The organism is Kosakonia arachidis (assembly GCF_900116535.1).
Classification (GTDB): Bacteria; Pseudomonadota; Gammaproteobacteria; order Enterobacterales; family Enterobacteriaceae; genus Kosakonia; species Kosakonia arachidis.
Genome location: NZ_FPAU01000001.1, coordinates 1,278,477 through 1,296,185 on the forward strand (window position 1 = coordinate 1,278,477; position 17,709 = coordinate 1,296,185).

The 17,709-nt window shown below is 52.1% G+C and carries 15 protein-coding genes; 12 read left to right on the forward strand and 3 right to left on the reverse strand.

From position 1 onward, the window contains the following. Positions 1 to 94: 94 nt before the first annotated feature. Complete coding sequence (locus BM427_RS06275; protein ID WP_244316583.1) at positions 95 to 523, forward strand: hypothetical protein; 429 nt, start codon at positions 95 to 97, stop codon at positions 521 to 523. A 641-nt stretch (positions 524 to 1,164) separates the two neighbouring features. Here the strand turns inward: BM427_RS06275 and BM427_RS06280 are convergent. Continuing rightward, complete coding sequence (locus BM427_RS06280) at positions 1,165 to 2,046, reverse strand: LysR family transcriptional regulator (RefSeq protein ID WP_090120145.1); 882 nt, start codon at positions 2,044 to 2,046, stop codon at positions 1,165 to 1,167. A gap of 320 nt (positions 2,047 to 2,366) precedes the next feature. Between BM427_RS06280 and BM427_RS06285 the strand changes: the two genes are divergently transcribed. Further along, positions 2,367 to 3,161 carry an SDR family NAD(P)-dependent oxidoreductase gene (locus BM427_RS06285; RefSeq protein WP_090120147.1) on the forward strand — a complete coding sequence of 265 codons (795 nt, stop codon included), beginning with the start codon at positions 2,367 to 2,369 and terminating at the stop codon, positions 3,159 to 3,161. A 239-nt stretch (positions 3,162 to 3,400) separates the two neighbouring features. Here BM427_RS06285 and BM427_RS06290 read toward each other — a convergent pair whose 3' ends face one another. Next, a complete protein-coding gene (locus tag BM427_RS06290; protein WP_090120148.1) occupies positions 3,401 to 4,321 on the reverse strand; it encodes a LysR family transcriptional regulator in 921 nt (306 codons plus the stop codon). A 118-nt stretch (positions 4,322 to 4,439) separates the two neighbouring features. Here BM427_RS06290 and BM427_RS06295 point away from each other — a divergent pair, with 118 nt between their 5' ends. The 4 genes from BM427_RS06295 to BM427_RS06315 all read left to right on the forward strand — a co-directional run bounded on the left by BM427_RS06295 (position 4,440) and on the right by BM427_RS06315 (position 9,304). Then, entirely contained in the window at positions 4,440 to 5,879 is a 1,440-nt protein-coding gene (locus tag BM427_RS06295) for an NAD-dependent succinate-semialdehyde dehydrogenase (protein WP_090120150.1), read from the forward strand. 22 nt (positions 5,880 to 5,901) lie between these two features. Beyond that, positions 5,902 to 6,228 carry a carboxymuconolactone decarboxylase family protein gene (locus BM427_RS06300; RefSeq protein WP_090120707.1) on the forward strand — a complete coding sequence of 109 codons (327 nt, stop codon included), beginning with the start codon at positions 5,902 to 5,904 and terminating at the stop codon, positions 6,226 to 6,228. A gap of 70 nt (positions 6,229 to 6,298) precedes the next feature. Next, positions 6,299 to 7,282 (forward strand): NAD(P)H-quinone oxidoreductase, encoded by a 984-nt coding sequence (locus BM427_RS06305; RefSeq protein ID WP_090120709.1) that lies wholly within the window; start codon positions 6,299 to 6,301, stop codon positions 7,280 to 7,282. Positions 7,283 to 7,747: 465 nt separating this feature from the next. Then, positions 7,748 to 9,304, forward strand: coding sequence for an EAL domain-containing protein (locus tag BM427_RS06315; RefSeq protein ID WP_090120153.1), 1,557 nt, complete (start codon positions 7,748 to 7,750; stop codon positions 9,302 to 9,304). 243 nt (positions 9,305 to 9,547) lie between these two features. Here the strand turns inward: BM427_RS06315 and ptrR are convergent, their stop codons facing one another. Next, positions 9,548 to 10,417, reverse strand: a complete 870-nt coding sequence (gene ptrR / locus BM427_RS06320; protein ID WP_090120155.1) for a putrescine utilization regulator PtrR — start codon at positions 10,415 to 10,417, stop codon at positions 9,548 to 9,550. A gap of 104 nt (positions 10,418 to 10,521) precedes the next feature. Here ptrR and sad point away from each other — a divergent pair, with 104 nt between their 5' ends. From sad to BM427_RS06350, 6 genes are all read left to right on the forward strand, one after another. Next, a complete protein-coding gene (gene sad, locus BM427_RS06325) occupies positions 10,522 to 11,910 on the forward strand; it encodes a succinate-semialdehyde dehydrogenase (RefSeq protein WP_090120157.1) in 1,389 nt (462 codons plus the stop codon). A gap of 99 nt (positions 11,911 to 12,009) precedes the next feature. Then, complete coding sequence (locus tag BM427_RS06330; protein WP_090120158.1) at positions 12,010 to 13,599, forward strand: methyl-accepting chemotaxis protein; 1,590 nt, start codon at positions 12,010 to 12,012, stop codon at positions 13,597 to 13,599. 61 nt (positions 13,600 to 13,660) lie between these two features. Beyond that, the gene (gene glsB / locus BM427_RS06335) at positions 13,661 to 14,587 is read left to right on the forward strand and encodes a glutaminase B (protein ID WP_090120160.1); all 927 of its coding nucleotides are present in this window, start codon (positions 13,661 to 13,663) and stop codon (positions 14,585 to 14,587) included. Beyond that, positions 14,587 to 14,949 carry a DUF4186 domain-containing protein gene (locus tag BM427_RS06340; protein WP_090120163.1) on the forward strand — a complete coding sequence of 121 codons (363 nt, stop codon included), beginning with the start codon at positions 14,587 to 14,589 and terminating at the stop codon, positions 14,947 to 14,949. The genes glsB and BM427_RS06340 overlap by 1 nt, the downstream gene beginning before the upstream one ends. Positions 14,950 to 15,021: 72 nt before the next feature. Then, on the forward strand, positions 15,022 to 16,464 hold the full coding sequence (locus tag BM427_RS06345) for a GGDEF domain-containing protein (protein WP_090120165.1): 1,443 nt from the start codon (positions 15,022 to 15,024) through the stop codon (positions 16,462 to 16,464). 188 nt (positions 16,465 to 16,652) lie between these two features. After that, complete coding sequence (locus BM427_RS06350; protein WP_090120710.1) at positions 16,653 to 17,645, forward strand: sensor domain-containing diguanylate cyclase; 993 nt, start codon at positions 16,653 to 16,655, stop codon at positions 17,643 to 17,645. Positions 17,646 to 17,709 lie beyond the last annotated feature (64 nt).

Here is a 17,709-nt window from a genome sequence, read left to right on the forward strand (position 1 = left end):
TCCTCTTGTTACTCAACAGAATTTGTTGCCTCGCTCTGAAACTCATGGTAATAAAAAACGGAAACTTTACACAAAACTAACAATGAGGTTACAAATGAATGGCAGCCTAAAATGTCTTATTGTTGTTTCCGCTATTTTGTTGAGTGCATGTTCATCTACGGGGGGAGGAGAAGATAAATTCAGTGCTTCATATGTTCAATCACATATTGTTGAGGGTAAAACGACAAAAGCTCAGGTACAGCAACTTTATGGCGCTCCTGATGATAATGAAAAATATTCAACTGGCACTACGTGGATTTATCGTAAAAATTCTGACTACAGCAGTGTATCTTCTCTGGCGGGTTACATCCCGGGCGCGGGTGCTGTTAGCAGTGCTCTGGGCATGGCCAATACAGCCAGCGAAGCATCATCAACAGCCGGTAAGCTTTCAGACAAACGTAGTGGAAATACTGAGATACACGGAAACCGCCTTTACATAACCTTTAACCGCAATGATGTTGTAGATTACTGGAACATTCACTAGAAGTCTTTTAAAGGGCTTTAATTTGAAAGGCGGCTCAAATGAGCCGCTACATCATGCCTCTATTTCCAGCTCACCCCGGAACCTTGATGGGCTTAATATCAAGATTATCTTTATCTTATTAAATTAAAACGCTGGCAGCTCGTAGCGATGATGCATCAATAGAAATAACGGAAGTCTACTCGTTATCAACCTGATGTGATAATGCGAGGCTGTGGTACCTGGACGATTATTTTTCTGCCAGCCAGGGAGACGCCGCGTTCCAGCAGATAATATCTGTGCAGCGATAATTGTCCGCAAACCGGACGAACTCTTCCTTTACAAAGGGCTTACCGATAACTGGGTCCCGGCCTGTTTCAAGAAGAGGCGTCAGTTCTTCACGCGAAATCCTGTGACAGCAAATCAGATTGTCATCCCGAGTAACAAGCAGAACCTTTCAGATAGACAAAAAGGAGGGCAGCGGCATAAACGCGAACCCGGCAACGGTTTTTTGCTCGAACCGAGTAGTCACACGCCCTTATCACGCCGCGCATATCTCGTTTTGGCCGAACTGCTTTAGCACCGCTAAAGCGGGAGGACTGTTGCAACGTCAGCTGAAATGTCGCTGCAGTGCAGTTTTGCATGTTGTGATGCGTTTTTTTTGGCTAGAGGCGTAGCGGGAGCCTCTGCGTAAAAAAATCCGTTGCGATCCGCACTCGAGTAGAAATGAACCGACGCTTTGGCCAGACAAGATTAACATCCCGACTTTCATTGACGAATTCATCCAGTACCGTAATCACATCTGCATGCTTCAACTCTTCCACAAGCGATGCCCGGTAAAACATGCCAATGCCGACTCCCGCCTGCACACCTGCCAGAATGGTTTCGGCGCTATTCGAAGAGAGGCTACCGCTGACGGGGACGCTGAATCGTCCTGATGGCCCAGTGAATGACCACTCCGTCATTGCGCCGTAGATCAGGCAGTTGTGATCGATGAGATCGGCTGGCGTGCGGGGAACACCATATTGTGCGAAATAGCAGCGGGAACCCGCGCAGACAAGAGAGGTGCTGCCCACGCGGCGGACAACAGAATCGGGGTCGTTACTGGGGCTTAAGCGAATCGCCAGATCAATACGGTCTTCAACCATATCTCTCAGCGCATCGGACAACACCAAATCGACCTTAAGTCCGGGATGGCACGACAACAGTTCGGGAATCAGCGGCAGCACATGCAATCGGCCGAAAGTGGAGGGCGCGGCTATCCTGACCAGTCCTGTGAAGTCCAGTGTGCTGCTGGCGAGCTCGCTATCGGCCATGTTGATCTCATCAAGCAACGGTCTTGTGCGTTCATAATATTTCTGCCCCTGATCGGTCAGCGTCACTTTACGTGTGCTGCGGTGGAGCAAGGCAACGCCAAGACGTTTTTCCAGGGCATTTACCGCTTTACTGATGGATGACTGCGACTCGCCCATTATTCGCGCTGCAGCAGTGAAGCCCCCGGTTTCGACTACGGCGATGAAAGCGCTCAATTCTTGAAAACGATCCATTCTTTTTTGGAATCAATGTTATGAATAATTTGATAATTATCATTCATAAAAGAATTGATTACCATCTTTTCCACAACGGCATAAGACGCAGGACTGCAGACATTACGAGAAACGATTTTGCGATCCGAGTGAGGTTGTTTTCTTATCTTCGTTCGCTAAAGCGTTGTGGTATCTGCTTCCGGTCGTGCCAGCGCGCCACAGTGCAGGCGCACTATACCGTTATCACCCGGTTTGGCCTGAACATCTGGCCTGTACGGTACAAGCAGAAGCCGAAAATCAGGGCGACTGAGAGTTAATCCAACGAGCAAGAGATGACTATTATGCATATTGAACTGAAAGACCGCACCGCTATCGTGACCGGATCCACTGCCGGTATTGGCCGCGCAATTGCTGAAGGGTTGGCCCGCGCAGGCGCATCAGTAGTGATTAATGGCCGATCGCAGGAGCGCGTGGAGGCAACATTACGTCAAATGCGTACGCTGCTGCCGAACGCAATTCTCAAAGGCATTGTCGCTGACGTCAGCACGGCCCAGGGGTGTGCGGCGTTGATCGCCTCTGTGCCGGAGGCCGACATTCTGATCAATAACGCGGGTACGGCACACCCTAACGGTTTCTTCGAGCAGACCGACGAAGAATGGCTGGATTTGTTTCAGACCAACGTATTGAGTGCGGTGCGTTTGTCGAGGCATTACCTTATGAAAATGAAGGCCAATGGCTGGGGCCGCGTCATTTTTATCAGCAGCGAATCTGCGTTGAATATCCCTAAAGAGATGATCGATTACGGTGTGAGTAAGTCAGCATTGCTGGGCGTATCACGTGGCCTGGCTGAACTGGTCGCGGGCAGCGGCGTCACCGTGAATGCAGTTTTGCCTGGTCCGACCCGCTCTGAAAGCTTATCGGCATGGATGGCAGAGTCTGCACAGGAACACGGTATTTCACCGGCCCAGGCCGAGCATGATTTTCTGGAAACGATGCGACCAACCTCTCTTCTTCAGCGTTTCTCCACCACCGAAGAGGTCGCGAACATGGTGGTTTACGTCGCTTCGCAGCAGGCATCCGCGACGACGGGCGCGGCTTTGCGTGTCGATGGTGGGGTTGTTCGCACCATTGCCTGAGGCTGTTAAAAGGATAAGTGATGGACGTTGAAACAGGGGATAATGTTGAATGCTGCCATCACTATCCTGTGCGACTTGCGCAAAAATTACGCATCTGTACTCGCTTAAGCCTTATCCGGGATTTTTTGGCTAACATCTTTATCCAATCTGACCGCCAAATTGTGACCTCTTGAAGCACCAGCTACGGAATAAGCGCGTTCGGTATAGTGTCGATTGTTGACCGGTATCCTTCCGCGCGATTATCGGGTTGACCAAATAGAGGGTTTGCCAATAAAGGCGCGCAGCGCATCCATAAAGATACTGACTCGTGCAGGTGGGTTTCTTAGCGCCCGTAAAGCATAAATTCCTGTGGATGCTGCCGGATGTTCGGCCCATTCCGGGCATAACAGTGTAAGTAAACCGGCTTTAATATCAAGACCCGCAACCCAGTCGGGGAGATAAGCAATTCCCAGGCCTTCAATAGCGGCAAGGCGCATTGCTTCAAAATCGTCGCAGCCGAAAACCGGATGGGTACGACTACTGCGGGCCGGATGGCCCAGAATATCGCTCCAGTGCAGAAGATCGCCTCCATGCAACTTATCAATGAGGCGATGGGTACTGACTTCACAGAGATGATTCGGCGTACCCGCTTGTAAGAGATAGTCAGGACTGGCGCAGAGCACACGTGTCTGGGTTGCGATGCGCGTACCAATCAACGTACTGTCTGACATATCGCCAATGCGTATCACTATATCCAGCCGCTCCGCCACCGGATCGGCAATTCTCTCCGTCAGGTCAAGTTCGACACTCAGTTCAGGATACTGGCGCGAGAGTTGTCCCATCACCGGCAATACATAGCGCTTACCAAACGTTGGGTAACAGGCTACACGTAGTGTGCCTGTTACATCGCCTTTCATCGAGGAAAGCTCCTGGCGCGCATCATCCAGTGAATCCAGTATCTGCCTCGCGCGAATTAACAAGGCTTCTCCCGCATCTGTCAGGGTCAGATTGCGGGTAGAACGCAAGAACAGTGGTGTCTCAAGGTAGGTTTCCAGCGCATCTATCTGACGGCCTATAGAGGAGGGGGTACGTCCACGGCGACGGCCTGCTCCAGAAAAACTACTTTCCCGCGCCACATCGACAAATACGCCTAAATACTCAGCAAATTTTTCTGACTGCATCTGTGCATTCTTTGCATAGCTGTTTTGGGTAATGGCTATCTTATCAGCAATACGCTTCCCCCATAAGCTTCTCCTCACCAGACAAATATTATCTTTTTTGTGCAAGAGGAATAAGCCCATGCAAACGCAACAATATGATTCACTTTATCTTTTTATCAATGGTCAGTGGCTGAGCGCTGGCGATCGGGAGACTTCAGCGGTTATCAATCCTGCCAATGGCACAACGCTCGGCCGCCTGCCGCTGGCAACAAATGCAGATCTCGATCAGGCGCTTATAACCGCAGGCGAAAGTTTCCCCGTATGGCGCAACACGGTGCCCGATGATCGCGCCCGCATTATGAAAAAAGCCGCAGCGCTGATGCGCGAGCGTGCAGAACACATTGCCACGCTGATGACGTTGGAAGAAGGCAAGCCGCTTAGTGAAAGTCGTGATGAAGTCCAGCGTGCAGCTGATTATTTTGAGTGGTTTGCAGAAGAAGCGCGACGGATTGATGGACGCGTTGTTCCGGCTAATCGTCCGGGCGTACAGCAACTGGTAAAACGACAGGCAATTGGTCCGGTAGCCGCTTTTACCCCATGGAATTTCCCGGCAATCACGCCGGCCCGCAAACTCTCAGCCGCACTGGCTGCAGGCTGCAGCGTGATCCTCAAACCGGGTGAAGAGAGCCCCGCTACCGCACTGGCGCTGGCACGCTGCCTCGATGAGGCTGGTTTACCCAAGGGGGTACTGCAAATTGTCTTTGGCGTTCCCGACAAGGTTTCCTCAAAGCTTATTACTTCGCCAATTATCCGCAAAGTTGCTTTTACTGGTTCCGTTCCGGTCGGACGATTGCTGTCTGAACGCGCTGCTGCAGGCGTTAAACCTATTTCGCTTGAGCTGGGCGGTCACGGACCCGTGCTTGTCTTCGAAGATGCCGATATTGAGGAAGCGGCAACGAATGGCGCCGCAAACCGTTTCCGCGGGACGGGGCAGATCTGTATTTCCTCGACGCGTTTTCTTGTGCAACGCAACGCTTACGAACGCTTCGTACAGCGCTTCGTTGAAGCCACAGAAAACCTTGTCATTGGCGATGGTATGGAGCCAGGCACACAGGTTGGCCCTCTGGCTAACGAAAGGCAGTTGGAGAAAATGGCTGCACTGGTTGAGGATGCTGTCACGCAGGGTGCCACTGTACTGACAGGAGGAAAGCGTATTAACCGCTCTGGTTTCTTCTTTGAACCCACCGTACTGGCAAACGTCCCCATGAGCGCCCGTATCATGCACGAAGAGCCTTTTGGCCCGATTGCCATCATGCGTCCGTTCGACACCATCAAAGATGGGCTGGAAGAAGCAAACCGACTGCCTTACGCCTTGTCTGCCTATGCCTTTACATCCAGTGCGCGTACTGCACTGGATGTAGGGGACGGACTAGAAGCCGGGATGATTGGCATTAATCAGTACCGCATCATCGCCACAGAACTGCCGTTTGGCGGCATGAAAGAGAGTGGACATGGCTCAGAAGGTGGACGTGAAGGCATCGCGCCGTATCTGACCAATAAATTTATCAGCCAGATCTGAATTTTTGTCGGAGATGATCATTATGAAACCCATTGACTTTACCAGCCCACGCGCCGCAGCTCGTCTGTTTACACCTAAGCTGGCTGATTTCGTAGAACATCCGCTCTATTCAGACGTTTGGGCGGATCCGGCGCTGGCTCCGCGCGATCGCAGCCTGATTACCATCGCCTGTCTGATTGCACTGAATCATGCAAATGAATTACCTGCACACCTTCGTCGCGGTATTGAAAATGGTCTGACTGAGTCAGAGTTGAGTGAAGTGATAACACATCTGGCATTTTACACAGGTTTCCCGGCGGCAATCACTGCCTCTGCTTACGCGAACGCCACTTTTTCAGAAAGCAAATAACGATGCATCCCCCGTCTGCTGACTCAACGCGGGCGACAGGAAAATCCATTGTTCAAAGGTACAGATGAATATGAAAGCCATTACATTTGAAGAATTTGGTACGCCGGAAGTGCTAAAGGTGGCAGAGGTGGAAAAACCTCTACTGCGCCCGAATGACCTGCTGATACGAACCTATGCTGCCGGCGTAAATCGTGCAGATCTGACTCACCGTAAAGGGGGATATGGCCGCCCTGATTTTGGTGATTCTACCATCATGGGGCTGGAGGTGGCCGGTGAAGTTGTTGCGGTTGGTGATGCAGTCGAAGGCTACAAACCAGGCGATCGCATAATGGGAATTGTCGGCGGCGGTGCGTATGCAGAATTTTCCCGCATCGATTACCGGATGGCGATGCCCATTCCTGATGGGCTCGACTATGTTCAGGCCGCAGCCATTACCGAGGTGTTTGTGACTGCACATGAGGCCCTGATCCATCTGGGCAAACTAAAAGCCGGGGAAACGGTACTCATTCACTCAGGGGCTGGTGGGGTTGGTGGTTCGGCAGTGCAACTGGCGCATGCTACCGGTGCCACCGTTTTTACAACGGTAAAGGCTGGCAATCAGGAGCAGGCCCGCAAGTTAGGTGCGGACTGGCTAATTGATTATGAGAAGGAGGATTTTTCAGAGGTAATAAACAAATTAACGGATGGTAAGGGCGTGAACCTTATTCTGGATTTTATTGGCGCGCCTTATTTTGAACGCAACATCAATTCGCTCGATTTTGGCGGACGTCTTATCCAGATTGGTATAATGGGCGGTATCGATAACGCAAAAATTCCACTCGACCGACTTTTATACCGGCATCTCCAGATTACGGGCACTGTAATGAAATCACGCTCACAGGATGTTAAGCATGCGATGTCCCGCAGATTCCGCGAACACTGGCTTTCAAGCTTTGAAAATGGAGTCCTGAAACCCGTCATTGACAGTGTTTATCACTTGTCGGAAGCCGCTGCTGCTCATCAGCGCATGGAATCAGGTCTGAACGTAGGAAAAATTGTGCTGAAAATGCAATGATCGCGTCGGGCGTGTATTACCAGGGGTAATGCACGCTTTCTTGTTGTAGCTCAATTTCCGGAATGCCTTAATGCCTTCGCCTGATGTGCGACAAGACCAGAGGAACCTGGTACAGTTAACGGAAAGCCCTTGGCGGAATTTTCTGTTTTCCACACAGCCTGGTTCTATAACACCTCTGACATTCCGAATTGCCGAAGCTTTGCAACGTTGCCAGTTGCCTGAATACGCAGCCAGACTGAAGCCGGTTATTCCTGATTACGACTGGAACATAGTCGGGATAAGGAGCACGGTATCGCCGCAAGAGGGAGAGGATATGCATTACTGATAAAGTCTCGAAACGTACGGCCGATAAATACGAAGACTGCTGTTTACCTCCCATGTCGCAGTACGATGGCTGGAGTATGGTCGAGATTATACAAAGCGTTCGCGCCGGATAACCATAATACCAGGGGGATGCTGTCAACAATGCCACTGCAAATACTGAAAATTATCCACCACAGGATCAGTATCTACACCCTTTCAATAGTGTTAACATTCGGCGTCCTGTACGGCGCAGGATTAGGGGGGTATTATTACTATACCCATGAAAAAGTTGAAGATTATGCTGATGCAATTCTGGCGCGCGCTGACAGTCTGATTGCACAGGTAAAACTGATTGACGGGTTTCGGCAGGAGTTCGCCGTCTATGAGCCATGCAGTAGCCAGTACCTGAATGCGCTTCGAAAACGGCTATGGCCTTATCCCCTGATTAAGGATATCGCTTACGTCAATGATGAGAAAATTATCTGTTCGGCCCTTTGGGGTAAACTGAATGCACCTCTTTCTTTAAATTTATTCAGAAATAAAGTTAATCGGGGGAGCTATACCTGGGTATTTGATGCTTTTATAGAAGAGCACATTACCGCAAATGTCCTTTACACTAATAATTTCGCTATAACGGTCTCTCCTTTTGCCTTTCAGCGTTTCTGGGATGAGGCCAATAAAATGGATTTTGATGCCGTTATAGGTGATTTTAAACATAAAAATCATTTTTTCATGATCGGGAAAAATACGCAGTTACTGGAATCGATAGAGCATAAGCAGGCTCATTCCTTGTTGTACTTTACTGAGAAATCCTGTAACCGTGTGAATGATGTTTGTGTTATTGTCGGAACCTCACTCTCGCTCTTCTTTAAAAACAACACTTATGTCTTGCTGTTTTTATTTAGTTTATCCTTTATTATCGGTTTCTTAATTGGCACTTTATACATTAATAACTTATCACATAAACAGTCATTACTTACGCGACTGGAAAATGCAATTCTAAATCAGGAGTTACACTTCGTCTATCAACCCATATACAAAGTTAAAGACCGGAATATAACAGGAGTGGAGGCACTTTTACGCTGGACGGATTCTCAAATAGGGTACATCGGCCCTGATATATTTATTCCGCTTGCCGAAAAAAATGGCTTAATAAATAAGATTAGTCAGTATGTTGTTGAGCATGCCATCAGGCAGTGTGCGCCAATGTTGCTGAACAACGATATCACTTTAAGTATCAACGTGAGTTGTGCTGATATCTGTTCTGCGGAATTCCGTGAAAAACTGCTGAGCACGTTAAAAAAAGAAAACGTCGCAGGTGAGTCTATTATTCTTGAAATTACCGAAAGACAAAGTTTCGGAACAGATGATATCAAGCAAACTATGGATTTTTTTAAGGGTACCGGAATCATGTTTGCACTTGACGATTTCGGAACCGGTTATTCAAACCTGAACTGGCTTTCGTTGCTTGATGTGGATGAAATTAAAATTGATAAATCAATAACTGACTCGATAGGGACTGAATCCATCAATAAACATATTCTTCCTGGCTTGATAGGAATGTTTAAAAACATTCCTAAAATAGTGGTCTTCGAAGGAGTGGAAACTGAAATGCAGTATCAGTTTCTTAAAGAAAATGTACCTGAGTGCTGTGTACAGGGATGGTATTTCGCTAAAGCCGTTCCTTTAAGCGAACTCCGTGCTGTCCTTCCGGGGTAAAGTGCGATGATTCCTGAACCCCAGTGCCCTGATGATCACTGTCCGCACAGATTTTACTTATGGCTGGCTCTGTCCGGCTGACGTAGTCATTTCCCTTCAGCCCGGCGGTTCGAAAAGAGTGAGCGGTATGGCTTACAGTGGTCCGGAGACTCAGAAGCCGATTTGTCATGCGGCAAGTGGAGGACATTTGTCTCTCCGCTATGAGCGTAAGCGGCATAAATCTGTAGCGTCGCGTTTTATGCCTTATTCATCCTGTGAATTGGTGTTAAGCAATTCAATAAACGCGTCGAGATGGCGGGTTTTCGCACCGCGCCGCCACACCAGCCAGGTGGTGAGCCAGCGCCAATTCTCCGCCAACGGCCAGGCTTCTACCTGGTGATGGCCGGGCATACTTTCCAGCATGCTGCGCGGAATCAACGCCAGCCCGGCACCAGCAATCACACAGGCCAGCATGCCGTGGTAAGACTCCATCTCATGGATTTTACCTGGCGTTGCGCGATCGGCCTGGAACCAGCTCTCAAAATGGCGGCGGTAGGAGCAGTTGGCGCGAAAAGCATAAATGCTGGCACCGTTGACCTGTGAGGCACGGGTAATCGTTTCATGGCCGACCGGAGCGACGATCATCATCTCTTCACGGTAGACCGGAATACCTTCCAGCCCCGGATGCATAATCGGTCCGTCAACAAACGCGGCGCTAAGTTGCCCCTCCAGCACGCCGTCGATCATCGTACCGGAAGGGCCGGTAGCAAGATCGAACTGAATACGCGGGTAGCGCTGGTTATACTTCGCCAGTGTCGCCGGAATACGCACGGCTGCGGTGCTTTCCAGCGCGCCGAGTGAGAACAGTCCCTGCGGTTCGTCGCCTGCCACTACCATGCGTGCTTCATCGACCAGCGCCAGAATTTGCTGGCTGTAGCGCAAAAAACTGTGCCCGGCGGGCGAAAGCCGCAGGCGCTGGTTCTCGCGGATGAACAGATCGACGCCAAGATCGGACTCCAACTGACGAATACGCGTGGTGAGGTTAGACGGCACGCGATGCACCTTTTGCGCTGCCTGGGTAATGCTGCCGGTCTGCGCCACCGCGTTAAACATCTCAAGCTGTGTTAAGTCCATACCATTCTCTCATCGTGAATACTGGAGTTAATATTATTCAGTTTTAAGAAATAACAAACTCGGCCACTATTGCGCAAGTCCTGAACACATTTATGGGAGACGTTATGTCAATTTCCGCGACAACACATGCGATTTCAGTTAATCCGACCACCGGGGAAACCCTGAGCGCGACGCCGTGGGCGAGCCGCGAAGTGGTGGATGCCATGCTTGAACTGGCTGCGAATGGTTATCGCCAGTGGCGGCAGATCGCCATTGCTGAGCGTGCGCAAAAGCTTCGCGATCTCGGCGCAGCGCTTAGAGCGCGGGGTGAAGAGATGGCGCAGATGATTAGCCAGGAGATGGGCAAACCCATTTTGCAGGCCCGCGGCGAAGTGAATAAGTCCGCCGCGTTGTGCGACTGGTATGCCGATCATGGTCCGGCGATGCTCGACAGCGAAGCGACGCGGGTGGAAGCGCATCGCGCTACGATTGAGTATCGTCCGCTGGGGCCGATTCTGGCGGTAATGCCGTGGAACTTCCCGCTGTGGCAAGTATTGCGCGGTGCGGTGCCGATTTTGCTCGCAGGCAATAGCTACTTGCTGAAACATGCACCTAACGTACTGGGATGCGCGCAATTGATCGCGGAGATTTTCGTGCAGGCCGGGATCCCGCAAGGGGTGTTTGGCTGGGTGAATGCGACCAATGAGGGCGTCAGCCAGGCGATTAACGATCCGCGCATCGCCGCTGTCACCGTAACCGGCAGCGTTCGTGCCGGAGCAGCAATTGGTGCCCAGGCCGGTGCGGCGCTGAAAAAATGCGTGCTGGAACTCGGCGGCTCCGATCCCTTTATTGTGCTCAACGATGCCGATGTGGATCTGGCGGTGAAAGCAGCGGTAGCCGGGCGTTATCAGAATACCGGGCAGGTTTGTGCGGCGGCCAAACGCTTTATCGTTGAAGAGGGCGTTGCACAAACGTTCACCGATAAATTCGTTGCCGCGGCTGCGGCGCTGAAACAGGGGGCGCCGGACGTCGAAGAGAACTACCTTGGCCCGATGGCGCGTTTTGATCTGCGCGATGAACTGCATGCGCAGGTTCAGGCCAGTATAAAAGAGGGGGCGAAGCTGGTGCTCGGTGGGGACAAAGTGCCGGGCAGCGGCAACTACTACCCGGCCACGGTACTGACGCAGGTAACGCCGACAATGACGGCCTTTCGCCAGGAGCTGTTTGGTCCGGTAGCCGCCATCAGCATTGCCCGCGATGCGGAGCATGCGCTGCAACTGGCGAATGACAGTGATTTCGGTTTGTCGGCCACGGTATTTACCGCTGATTCTGCGCGGGCGCAGCAGTTTGCTGAACGTCTGGAGTGCGGCGGCGTGTTTATCAATGGCTTCAGCGCCAGCGATGCCCGCGTGGCCTTTGGCGGCGTGAAAAAGAGCGGTTTTGGCCGCGAGCTGTCGCACTTCGGTCTGCATGAATTTTGCAACATCCAGACTGTGTGGAAAGACCGGCTATAAGGTAAGCGCCCCCGGCGGGGCGCGTCACCTCTGGCTGTCATGGGCGTGTCATGATCCTTTTGTAGACTCACATCAACTTTGTGGTTATAGAAGAATATCATGAGCTTAATGCAAATTTTCCGCCGTATTTTTCGGCGTATTGTTCCACGACAGTTTGGTTTGTTGGCCGGAATTTTTTGTATCATCGGTCTCTTTTCCGCGCTACAAATCACCTCATCCATTGTCCTTTCCGCGTCGTTACGCGACGCACAAACTAGCGAACAACGGAACCAACAGGCGCATTTGCAACAGGTACGGGTCGATGAGGCCCGCATCGCGTTGCTGACCGCCAGCGATCTGCTGAATCGTGCGGGCGTCTATTTTATGCAGGATAAAGAGACCGGTTCAGTTGGCAGCTGGCACAGCCTGATGGACGAAACCAAAAAAGCGCTCGACGATTCACAAAAAGCCTGGCAGGCCTGGCTGGCGCTCAATCCACCGAAAGACGAGGGGTTGATTAATAGTTACCAGATGTTTTATGGCGCGCTGAAAGAGCAGGCGGACGGGCTGGTAAAAACCCAGTCGATTGATGCGTTTTTCGCCGTACCGGCGCAGGCATTTCAGGCCGATTTTAACGACAATTACGCCCGATTCCAGCAGGCCAGCGAAACGCGTTCGGAGCAGGGTAGACAGGCGCTAATGTCGACGCTTGCGCAGTTGCAGCATGTTTTTATGCTGGTTCCGGCATTGCTACTGGTGATTGCTGTGTTGGTGTGGTTCGCCATGTCGCGCTGGGTCATTACGCCGCTGCGCAGACTGATTGCCCATATCAATGTGCTTGCCGCCGGGGATTTGGGGACACCGTTGCCATCGGTACAGTGTTTTAACCGCGAAATTGATCAACTGGGCATGAGCATCGGCACTATGCAGCATGGATTGCAACAACTGGTGATGCAGGTCAGTGACGCCACCGCTTCAATGGTTGAAACCATTGGCTGTCTGGCGGAAGGCAACCAGTCCTTGTATCAACAGTCCGCGAAGCAGGCGCAGGAACTGACTGATGTGACGGAACATATCGCCACGCTGGAGTCGCATGTGGAGGGCAACAGCGGTTTTGCCGAGCAGGCCCGTCAACAGGCGGATGAAGCGCGTAAAGTGGCAGAGGGTGGCGACCGGATGATGGATACGGTGACGCAGTCGATGCGTGAAATTGTCGAACGTTCGGCAGAGATGCGCAACATTGTGGCGATGATCGATGGCGTCGCATTCCAGACCAATATTCTGGCGCTGAATGCCGCTATCGAAGCGGCGCATGCCGGTACTCACGGCCGCGGTTTCGCAGTGGTGGCGAAAGAGGTCGGGCTGCTGGCGCGCAAAAGCAGCCACTCTACGCAAACTATTCAGCAACTGATTAACCACTCATTGCAGGGTATTAACGACGGCACCACTGCCGTCAGCCGCCTGGAGGATAACCTGCAAAAGGTTACCGGGCTGGTGGGGCATTTAAGTGCAGTGCTAAGTGAAATATCGGCCGCTACGCTGAGCCAGGGGGAAAGCATCCACAAAATGACGCGCCGCCTGCATTCACTGAACAGCGTGTCCCGCCGTACCGATGAACTGGTCTCGACCGCCACGCAGGCTTCTGAGCAGTTGCATCATAATTCTCGCCAGCTACTGCAAGCGGTTGCGCGTTTTCGTCTTCCGGCCTGACGCTGCCGGGTAGATCTGCTATACTCCGAGGCCATTTTTGGCCTGGGAGTTAGGGGTTAACGTGGCTACGGTGATGGGAAATGAGGTTCTGGAAGCGGTGCTTGCGCAGATTCGTCCGCTACTAGGACAAGGTAAGGTCGCCGATTATATTCCGGCGCTGGCCTCAATCAGCGGCAACAAGCTGGGTGTGGCGGTCAGCACCGTTAACGGCGAACATTTCCGCGCGGGAGATGCCAACGAGCGTTTCTCCATTCAGTCGATCTCTAAAGTGCTGAGTCTGGTGGTGGCGATGAACCACTACGCAGAAGAGGAGATCTGGCAGCGGGTGGGTAAAGATCCTTCCGGCCATCCGTTTAATTCGTTGGTGCAACTGGAGATGGAACAGGGCAAACCGCGCAACCCCTTTATCAATGCGGGGGCGTTGGTGGTCTGCGATATGCTGCAAAGCCGTCTCAGCGCGCCGCGCCAGCGGATGCTGGAAGTGGTGCGTAAGCTCTCCGGCGTGCCCGATATCGCCTATGACAGCGCCGTGGCCCGCTCCGAGCTGGAACACTCTGCACGCAATAACGCCATCGCCTGGCTGATGAAATCCTTCGGCAACTTCCATAATGATGTCCCGACGGTTTTACAGAACTATTTTCACTACTGCGCACTCAAAATGAGCTGTGCGGAGCTGGCACAAACCTTCCTGTTTCTCGCCAACGGCGGCCATGCCGCGCATATCGCTTCCCCGATTATTTCCGCGTTACAGGCACGTCAGGTAAATGCGCTGATGGCGACCAGTGGCATGTATCAGAATGCCGGGGAGTTTGCCTGGCGCGTCGGATTACCGGCGAAGTCAGGCGTTGGCGGCGGGATTGTGGCCGTTGTGCCGCAAGAGATGGTGATTGCCGTCTGGAGCCCGGAACTGGATGCGGCGGGAAACTCGCTGGCCGGTGTCGCCGTACTGGAGGCGTTGACGCAAAAACTGGGGAGATCCGTCTACTGATGGCTGATTTAACACCGTTGTTTGAGCGTCTGGGGCGTTCCACTTTTCGTTCCCGGTTTCGCCTTGGTGTGAAAGAGCGTCAATATTGTGTGGATAAAGGCGCGGAAGTGATTGCCCGCCACGCGGCAGATTTCGTCGCGCAGCGGCTGTCACCCGCCGAACCGCAAAATGATGGCAAGCAGACACCTATGCGCGGACATCCGGTATTTATTGCCCAGCACGCAACGGCCACCTGCTGCCGCGGCTGTCTGGAGAAGTGGCACCATATCGCGCGCGGTTATCCATTAACAGAAATGCAACAACAGTACATTGTTGACGTCATTTACCAGTGGCTGGTTATCCAGATGAATTCGCCGCGCTAAGTGCGATCGCGCCAGAGCGCCTCCCGCAGGTGACCGAACGTGGCTCCTGTCAGTGATATGGATTGAGATTTGATGCGTGTATTTTTTTCAACCCCTTTCCGCCTGTTGCGGGAGGAAGCTCCGCTCACTAACGCGGTGGTTATTTTTATCCTGACCACACTGTTCTATTTTCTCGGTGCAATGATGCGCCTTGTCGAACAACTGTCACTGTTCTGGCCGCTCAATGCGGTGATGGCCGGGGTGTTTGCTCGCTACGCTTTTCTCCAGCGCTGGCACTACTATCTTATCAGCTACGCCGCGATGCTGATTTATGATGCGGTCACCACCAACTGGGGCATAGACTCGCTGCTCATCAACTTCTCGAACATGGTATTTATTATTACCATGGCGCAGTTCATTGGCGCAAAACGACACCAGATGCTTGAGGCGCCGGAACCGACCAGTGTCCTGATGTTGTTTGGTTATTGTTTGCTGGCAGCGTTGCTGTGCGGTTTCTTCGGCGCGATAGGATCCGTCGGCATTAATGGCCAGGGGTTCTGGCCGTTGCTGGCCGAATGGTTTGGTGAGCAGTTTTCTACAGGCGTGCTGATCCTGCCGGGTGTGCTGACAATGAGCTGGCCGCACAAGCCGCTGCAACTCTCCCTGCAACGGAGTATTCCGATTGTTGCTGTTGTTGTTTCGGTGATTGCGTCCGTGGTGATCGGCGGGGCGGGGAGTCTGGCGTTTCCATTACCGACGCTGATCTGGTGTGCGGTACGCTATTCCCTGCCGTTTACCTCTCTGATCACGCTGTTGACCGGCGCCGCGGAAATTATCCTCGTTTCCAGCCGCGTGATTGATATCTCGATCGCTTCGCCGATGGGGATGTCGCATATGTTCTCTGCGCGCCTGGGGATTGCCACCATGGCTATCTGCCCGGTGATTGTCTCCGTCAGTGTCGAGACGGTTAATAGCCTGATGCGCCAGGTCTCCCTGCGCGCAAATTTCGATTTTCTCACCGGCGTTTATTCACGTTCGGGACTGTATGAAGTGCTGAACCAAAATGATAAACGTTTTGCTGATAAGCATGTGTCAGTGATGCTGCTGGATATTGACTATTTTAAAAGCGTGAATGACAGCTACGGTCATGAGTGCGGCGACCAGGTACTGGCCTCCTTTGCCCGGCAGATCCAGATGGTGCTGGGTGAGCGCGGGGTGGTGGCGCGGATGGGCGGCGAAGAGTTTGTGGTAATGGCAACCACCCTTGATTCGCTAGAGGGGGTACAACTGGCAGAAACGCTGCGCCTTTCAGTGGCTAACCATCCCTTTCAGTGGCGGCAGCAGACACTGTATTTGACGTTCAGTATCGGCATAAGCAGCGGCAAAACCAATACCTGGAATTTAACGGAGAGGTTTAATGCGCTACTGGAGACCGCGGATGAAAATCTCTACAGGTCGAAAAAACAGGGGCGAAATCGCACTACCCATAGTGAGGTTGCGGTAAAACCCTCTGCGACTTCGTTGCCTGATAATTAACTCTGCGTGCAGAGTCCACGATTGATACCCGAAACGGAGTAATATTCTTAAGTTATTAAATTACTTGCTACTCATTTTTAAGGTTAATACTATTGACTCCTGTAAGTAGCGGAATGTAACGCGACATGATCGAGCCGGACAAGTTGAATAAAAAAGAGCGTGTTGTTGGCAGCCGTTATGTCAGGCGAATGTATCTGATGCGTATACTGGGGACCCTGTTGTGCTTCTTCCCTATTCTTTCCGTTCTTCTCGAATTACGGCGTCCGCTGTGGTGTATTCTCCTGCTTGCTGCGAATGCCTTTATCTGGCCGACGCTCGCTTTCCTGCGGGCACGTAAAGCGCAACTGCCGCTGCAAATTGAACATCAGAACCTGGTGATCGATGCGGGTGCGGGAGGTTTGTGGATCGCCCTAATGGCATTGAATCCGTTGCCTTCAGTGGTGATTGCCACCATCCTGCTTGCCGATCGCTTATCGGCGGGCGGTTTTGTTCTGATGCGCAAAGCGGCGCTGGCGCTGCTGGCAGTATTTATGCTGGCCTGGATTGCGGTTGGTACTCCGTTCGATGTGCTGGTCACCCAGCGTACGATGTTCGCCACACTGCCGCTGATTGGTATTTATATGCTGGCGCTGAGTGTACTGACCGACAGCATTGCGATGAAACTGCGGACGAAAAGTCGCGAGCTGGAGCGCATCGCGATGATGGACCCGCTACTTGATATCGCGAACCGCCGCCTTCTGGAAAAGCGTATCCAGTATGAGCTGGACAAATTGAGCACCACAGCGGGTCATTCGTCGCTAATGTTTATCGATATTGATAATTTCAAAGAAGTAAATGACCGGTTTGGTCATAAAGTCGGCGATGCCCTGCTGGTGGCCGTGTCGAAGATTTTGCATATTGCTACCCGCAAAACAGATACACCCGCGCGCCTGGGCGGCGATGAGTTTGTGATCCTCTTGCCGGACATGCCGCAGGAGGAGGCGCATGCCGTCGCAACGCGCATTATGAATGCGGCGGCAGTGATGACCGTCGTGCAGGATTATAATTTTAAATGCACGTTAAGCATTGGCATTGCCAGATCGCTGCCGGGCATGAATGACGTAACTGACTGGTTAAAAGCAGCGGATGATGCGCTGTACCAGGCAAAAAGACTGGGTAAAAACCAGATCTACTCCCACTGACAAACGTGCTGAATAGGCTACGCTTTACGCTGTATCCCGCGAATTGATCGACAGTTTTTTGTTT

Excerpts from the sequence above, each read along its gene's own strand:
- BM427_RS06345 (WP_090120165.1), top strand. The coding sequence starts at position 15,022 with ATGCGTGTATTTTTTTCAACCCCTTTCCGCCTGTTGCGGGAGGAAGCT.
- BM427_RS06295 (WP_090120150.1), top strand. The coding sequence starts at position 4,440 with ATGCAAACGCAACAATATGATTCACTTTATCTTTTTATCAATGGTCAG.
- BM427_RS06330 (WP_090120158.1), top strand. The coding sequence starts at position 12,010 with ATGAGCTTAATGCAAATTTTCCGCCGTATTTTTCGGCGTATTGTTCCA.
- BM427_RS06340 (WP_090120163.1), top strand. The coding sequence starts at position 14,587 with ATGGCTGATTTAACACCGTTGTTTGAGCGTCTGGGGCGTTCCACTTTT.
- BM427_RS06275 (WP_244316583.1), top strand. The coding sequence starts at position 95 with ATGAATGGCAGCCTAAAATGTCTTATTGTTGTTTCCGCTATTTTGTTG.
- BM427_RS06280 (WP_090120145.1), bottom strand. The coding sequence starts at position 2,046 with ATGGATCGTTTTCAAGAATTGAGCGCTTTCATCGCCGTAGTCGAAACC.
- ptrR (WP_090120155.1), bottom strand. The coding sequence starts at position 10,417 with ATGGACTTAACACAGCTTGAGATGTTTAACGCGGTGGCGCAGACCGGC.
- BM427_RS06300 (WP_090120707.1), top strand. The coding sequence starts at position 5,902 with ATGAAACCCATTGACTTTACCAGCCCACGCGCCGCAGCTCGTCTGTTT.
- BM427_RS06305 (WP_090120709.1), top strand. The coding sequence starts at position 6,299 with ATGAAAGCCATTACATTTGAAGAATTTGGTACGCCGGAAGTGCTAAAG.
- BM427_RS06315 (WP_090120153.1), top strand. The coding sequence starts at position 7,748 with ATGCCACTGCAAATACTGAAAATTATCCACCACAGGATCAGTATCTAC.
- BM427_RS06285 (WP_090120147.1), top strand. The coding sequence starts at position 2,367 with ATGCATATTGAACTGAAAGACCGCACCGCTATCGTGACCGGATCCACT.
- BM427_RS06290 (WP_090120148.1), bottom strand. The coding sequence starts at position 4,321 with ATGCAGTCAGAAAAATTTGCTGAGTATTTAGGCGTATTTGTCGATGTG.
- sad (WP_090120157.1), top strand. The coding sequence starts at position 10,522 with ATGTCAATTTCCGCGACAACACATGCGATTTCAGTTAATCCGACCACC.
- BM427_RS06350 (WP_090120710.1), top strand. The coding sequence starts at position 16,653 with ATGTATCTGATGCGTATACTGGGGACCCTGTTGTGCTTCTTCCCTATT.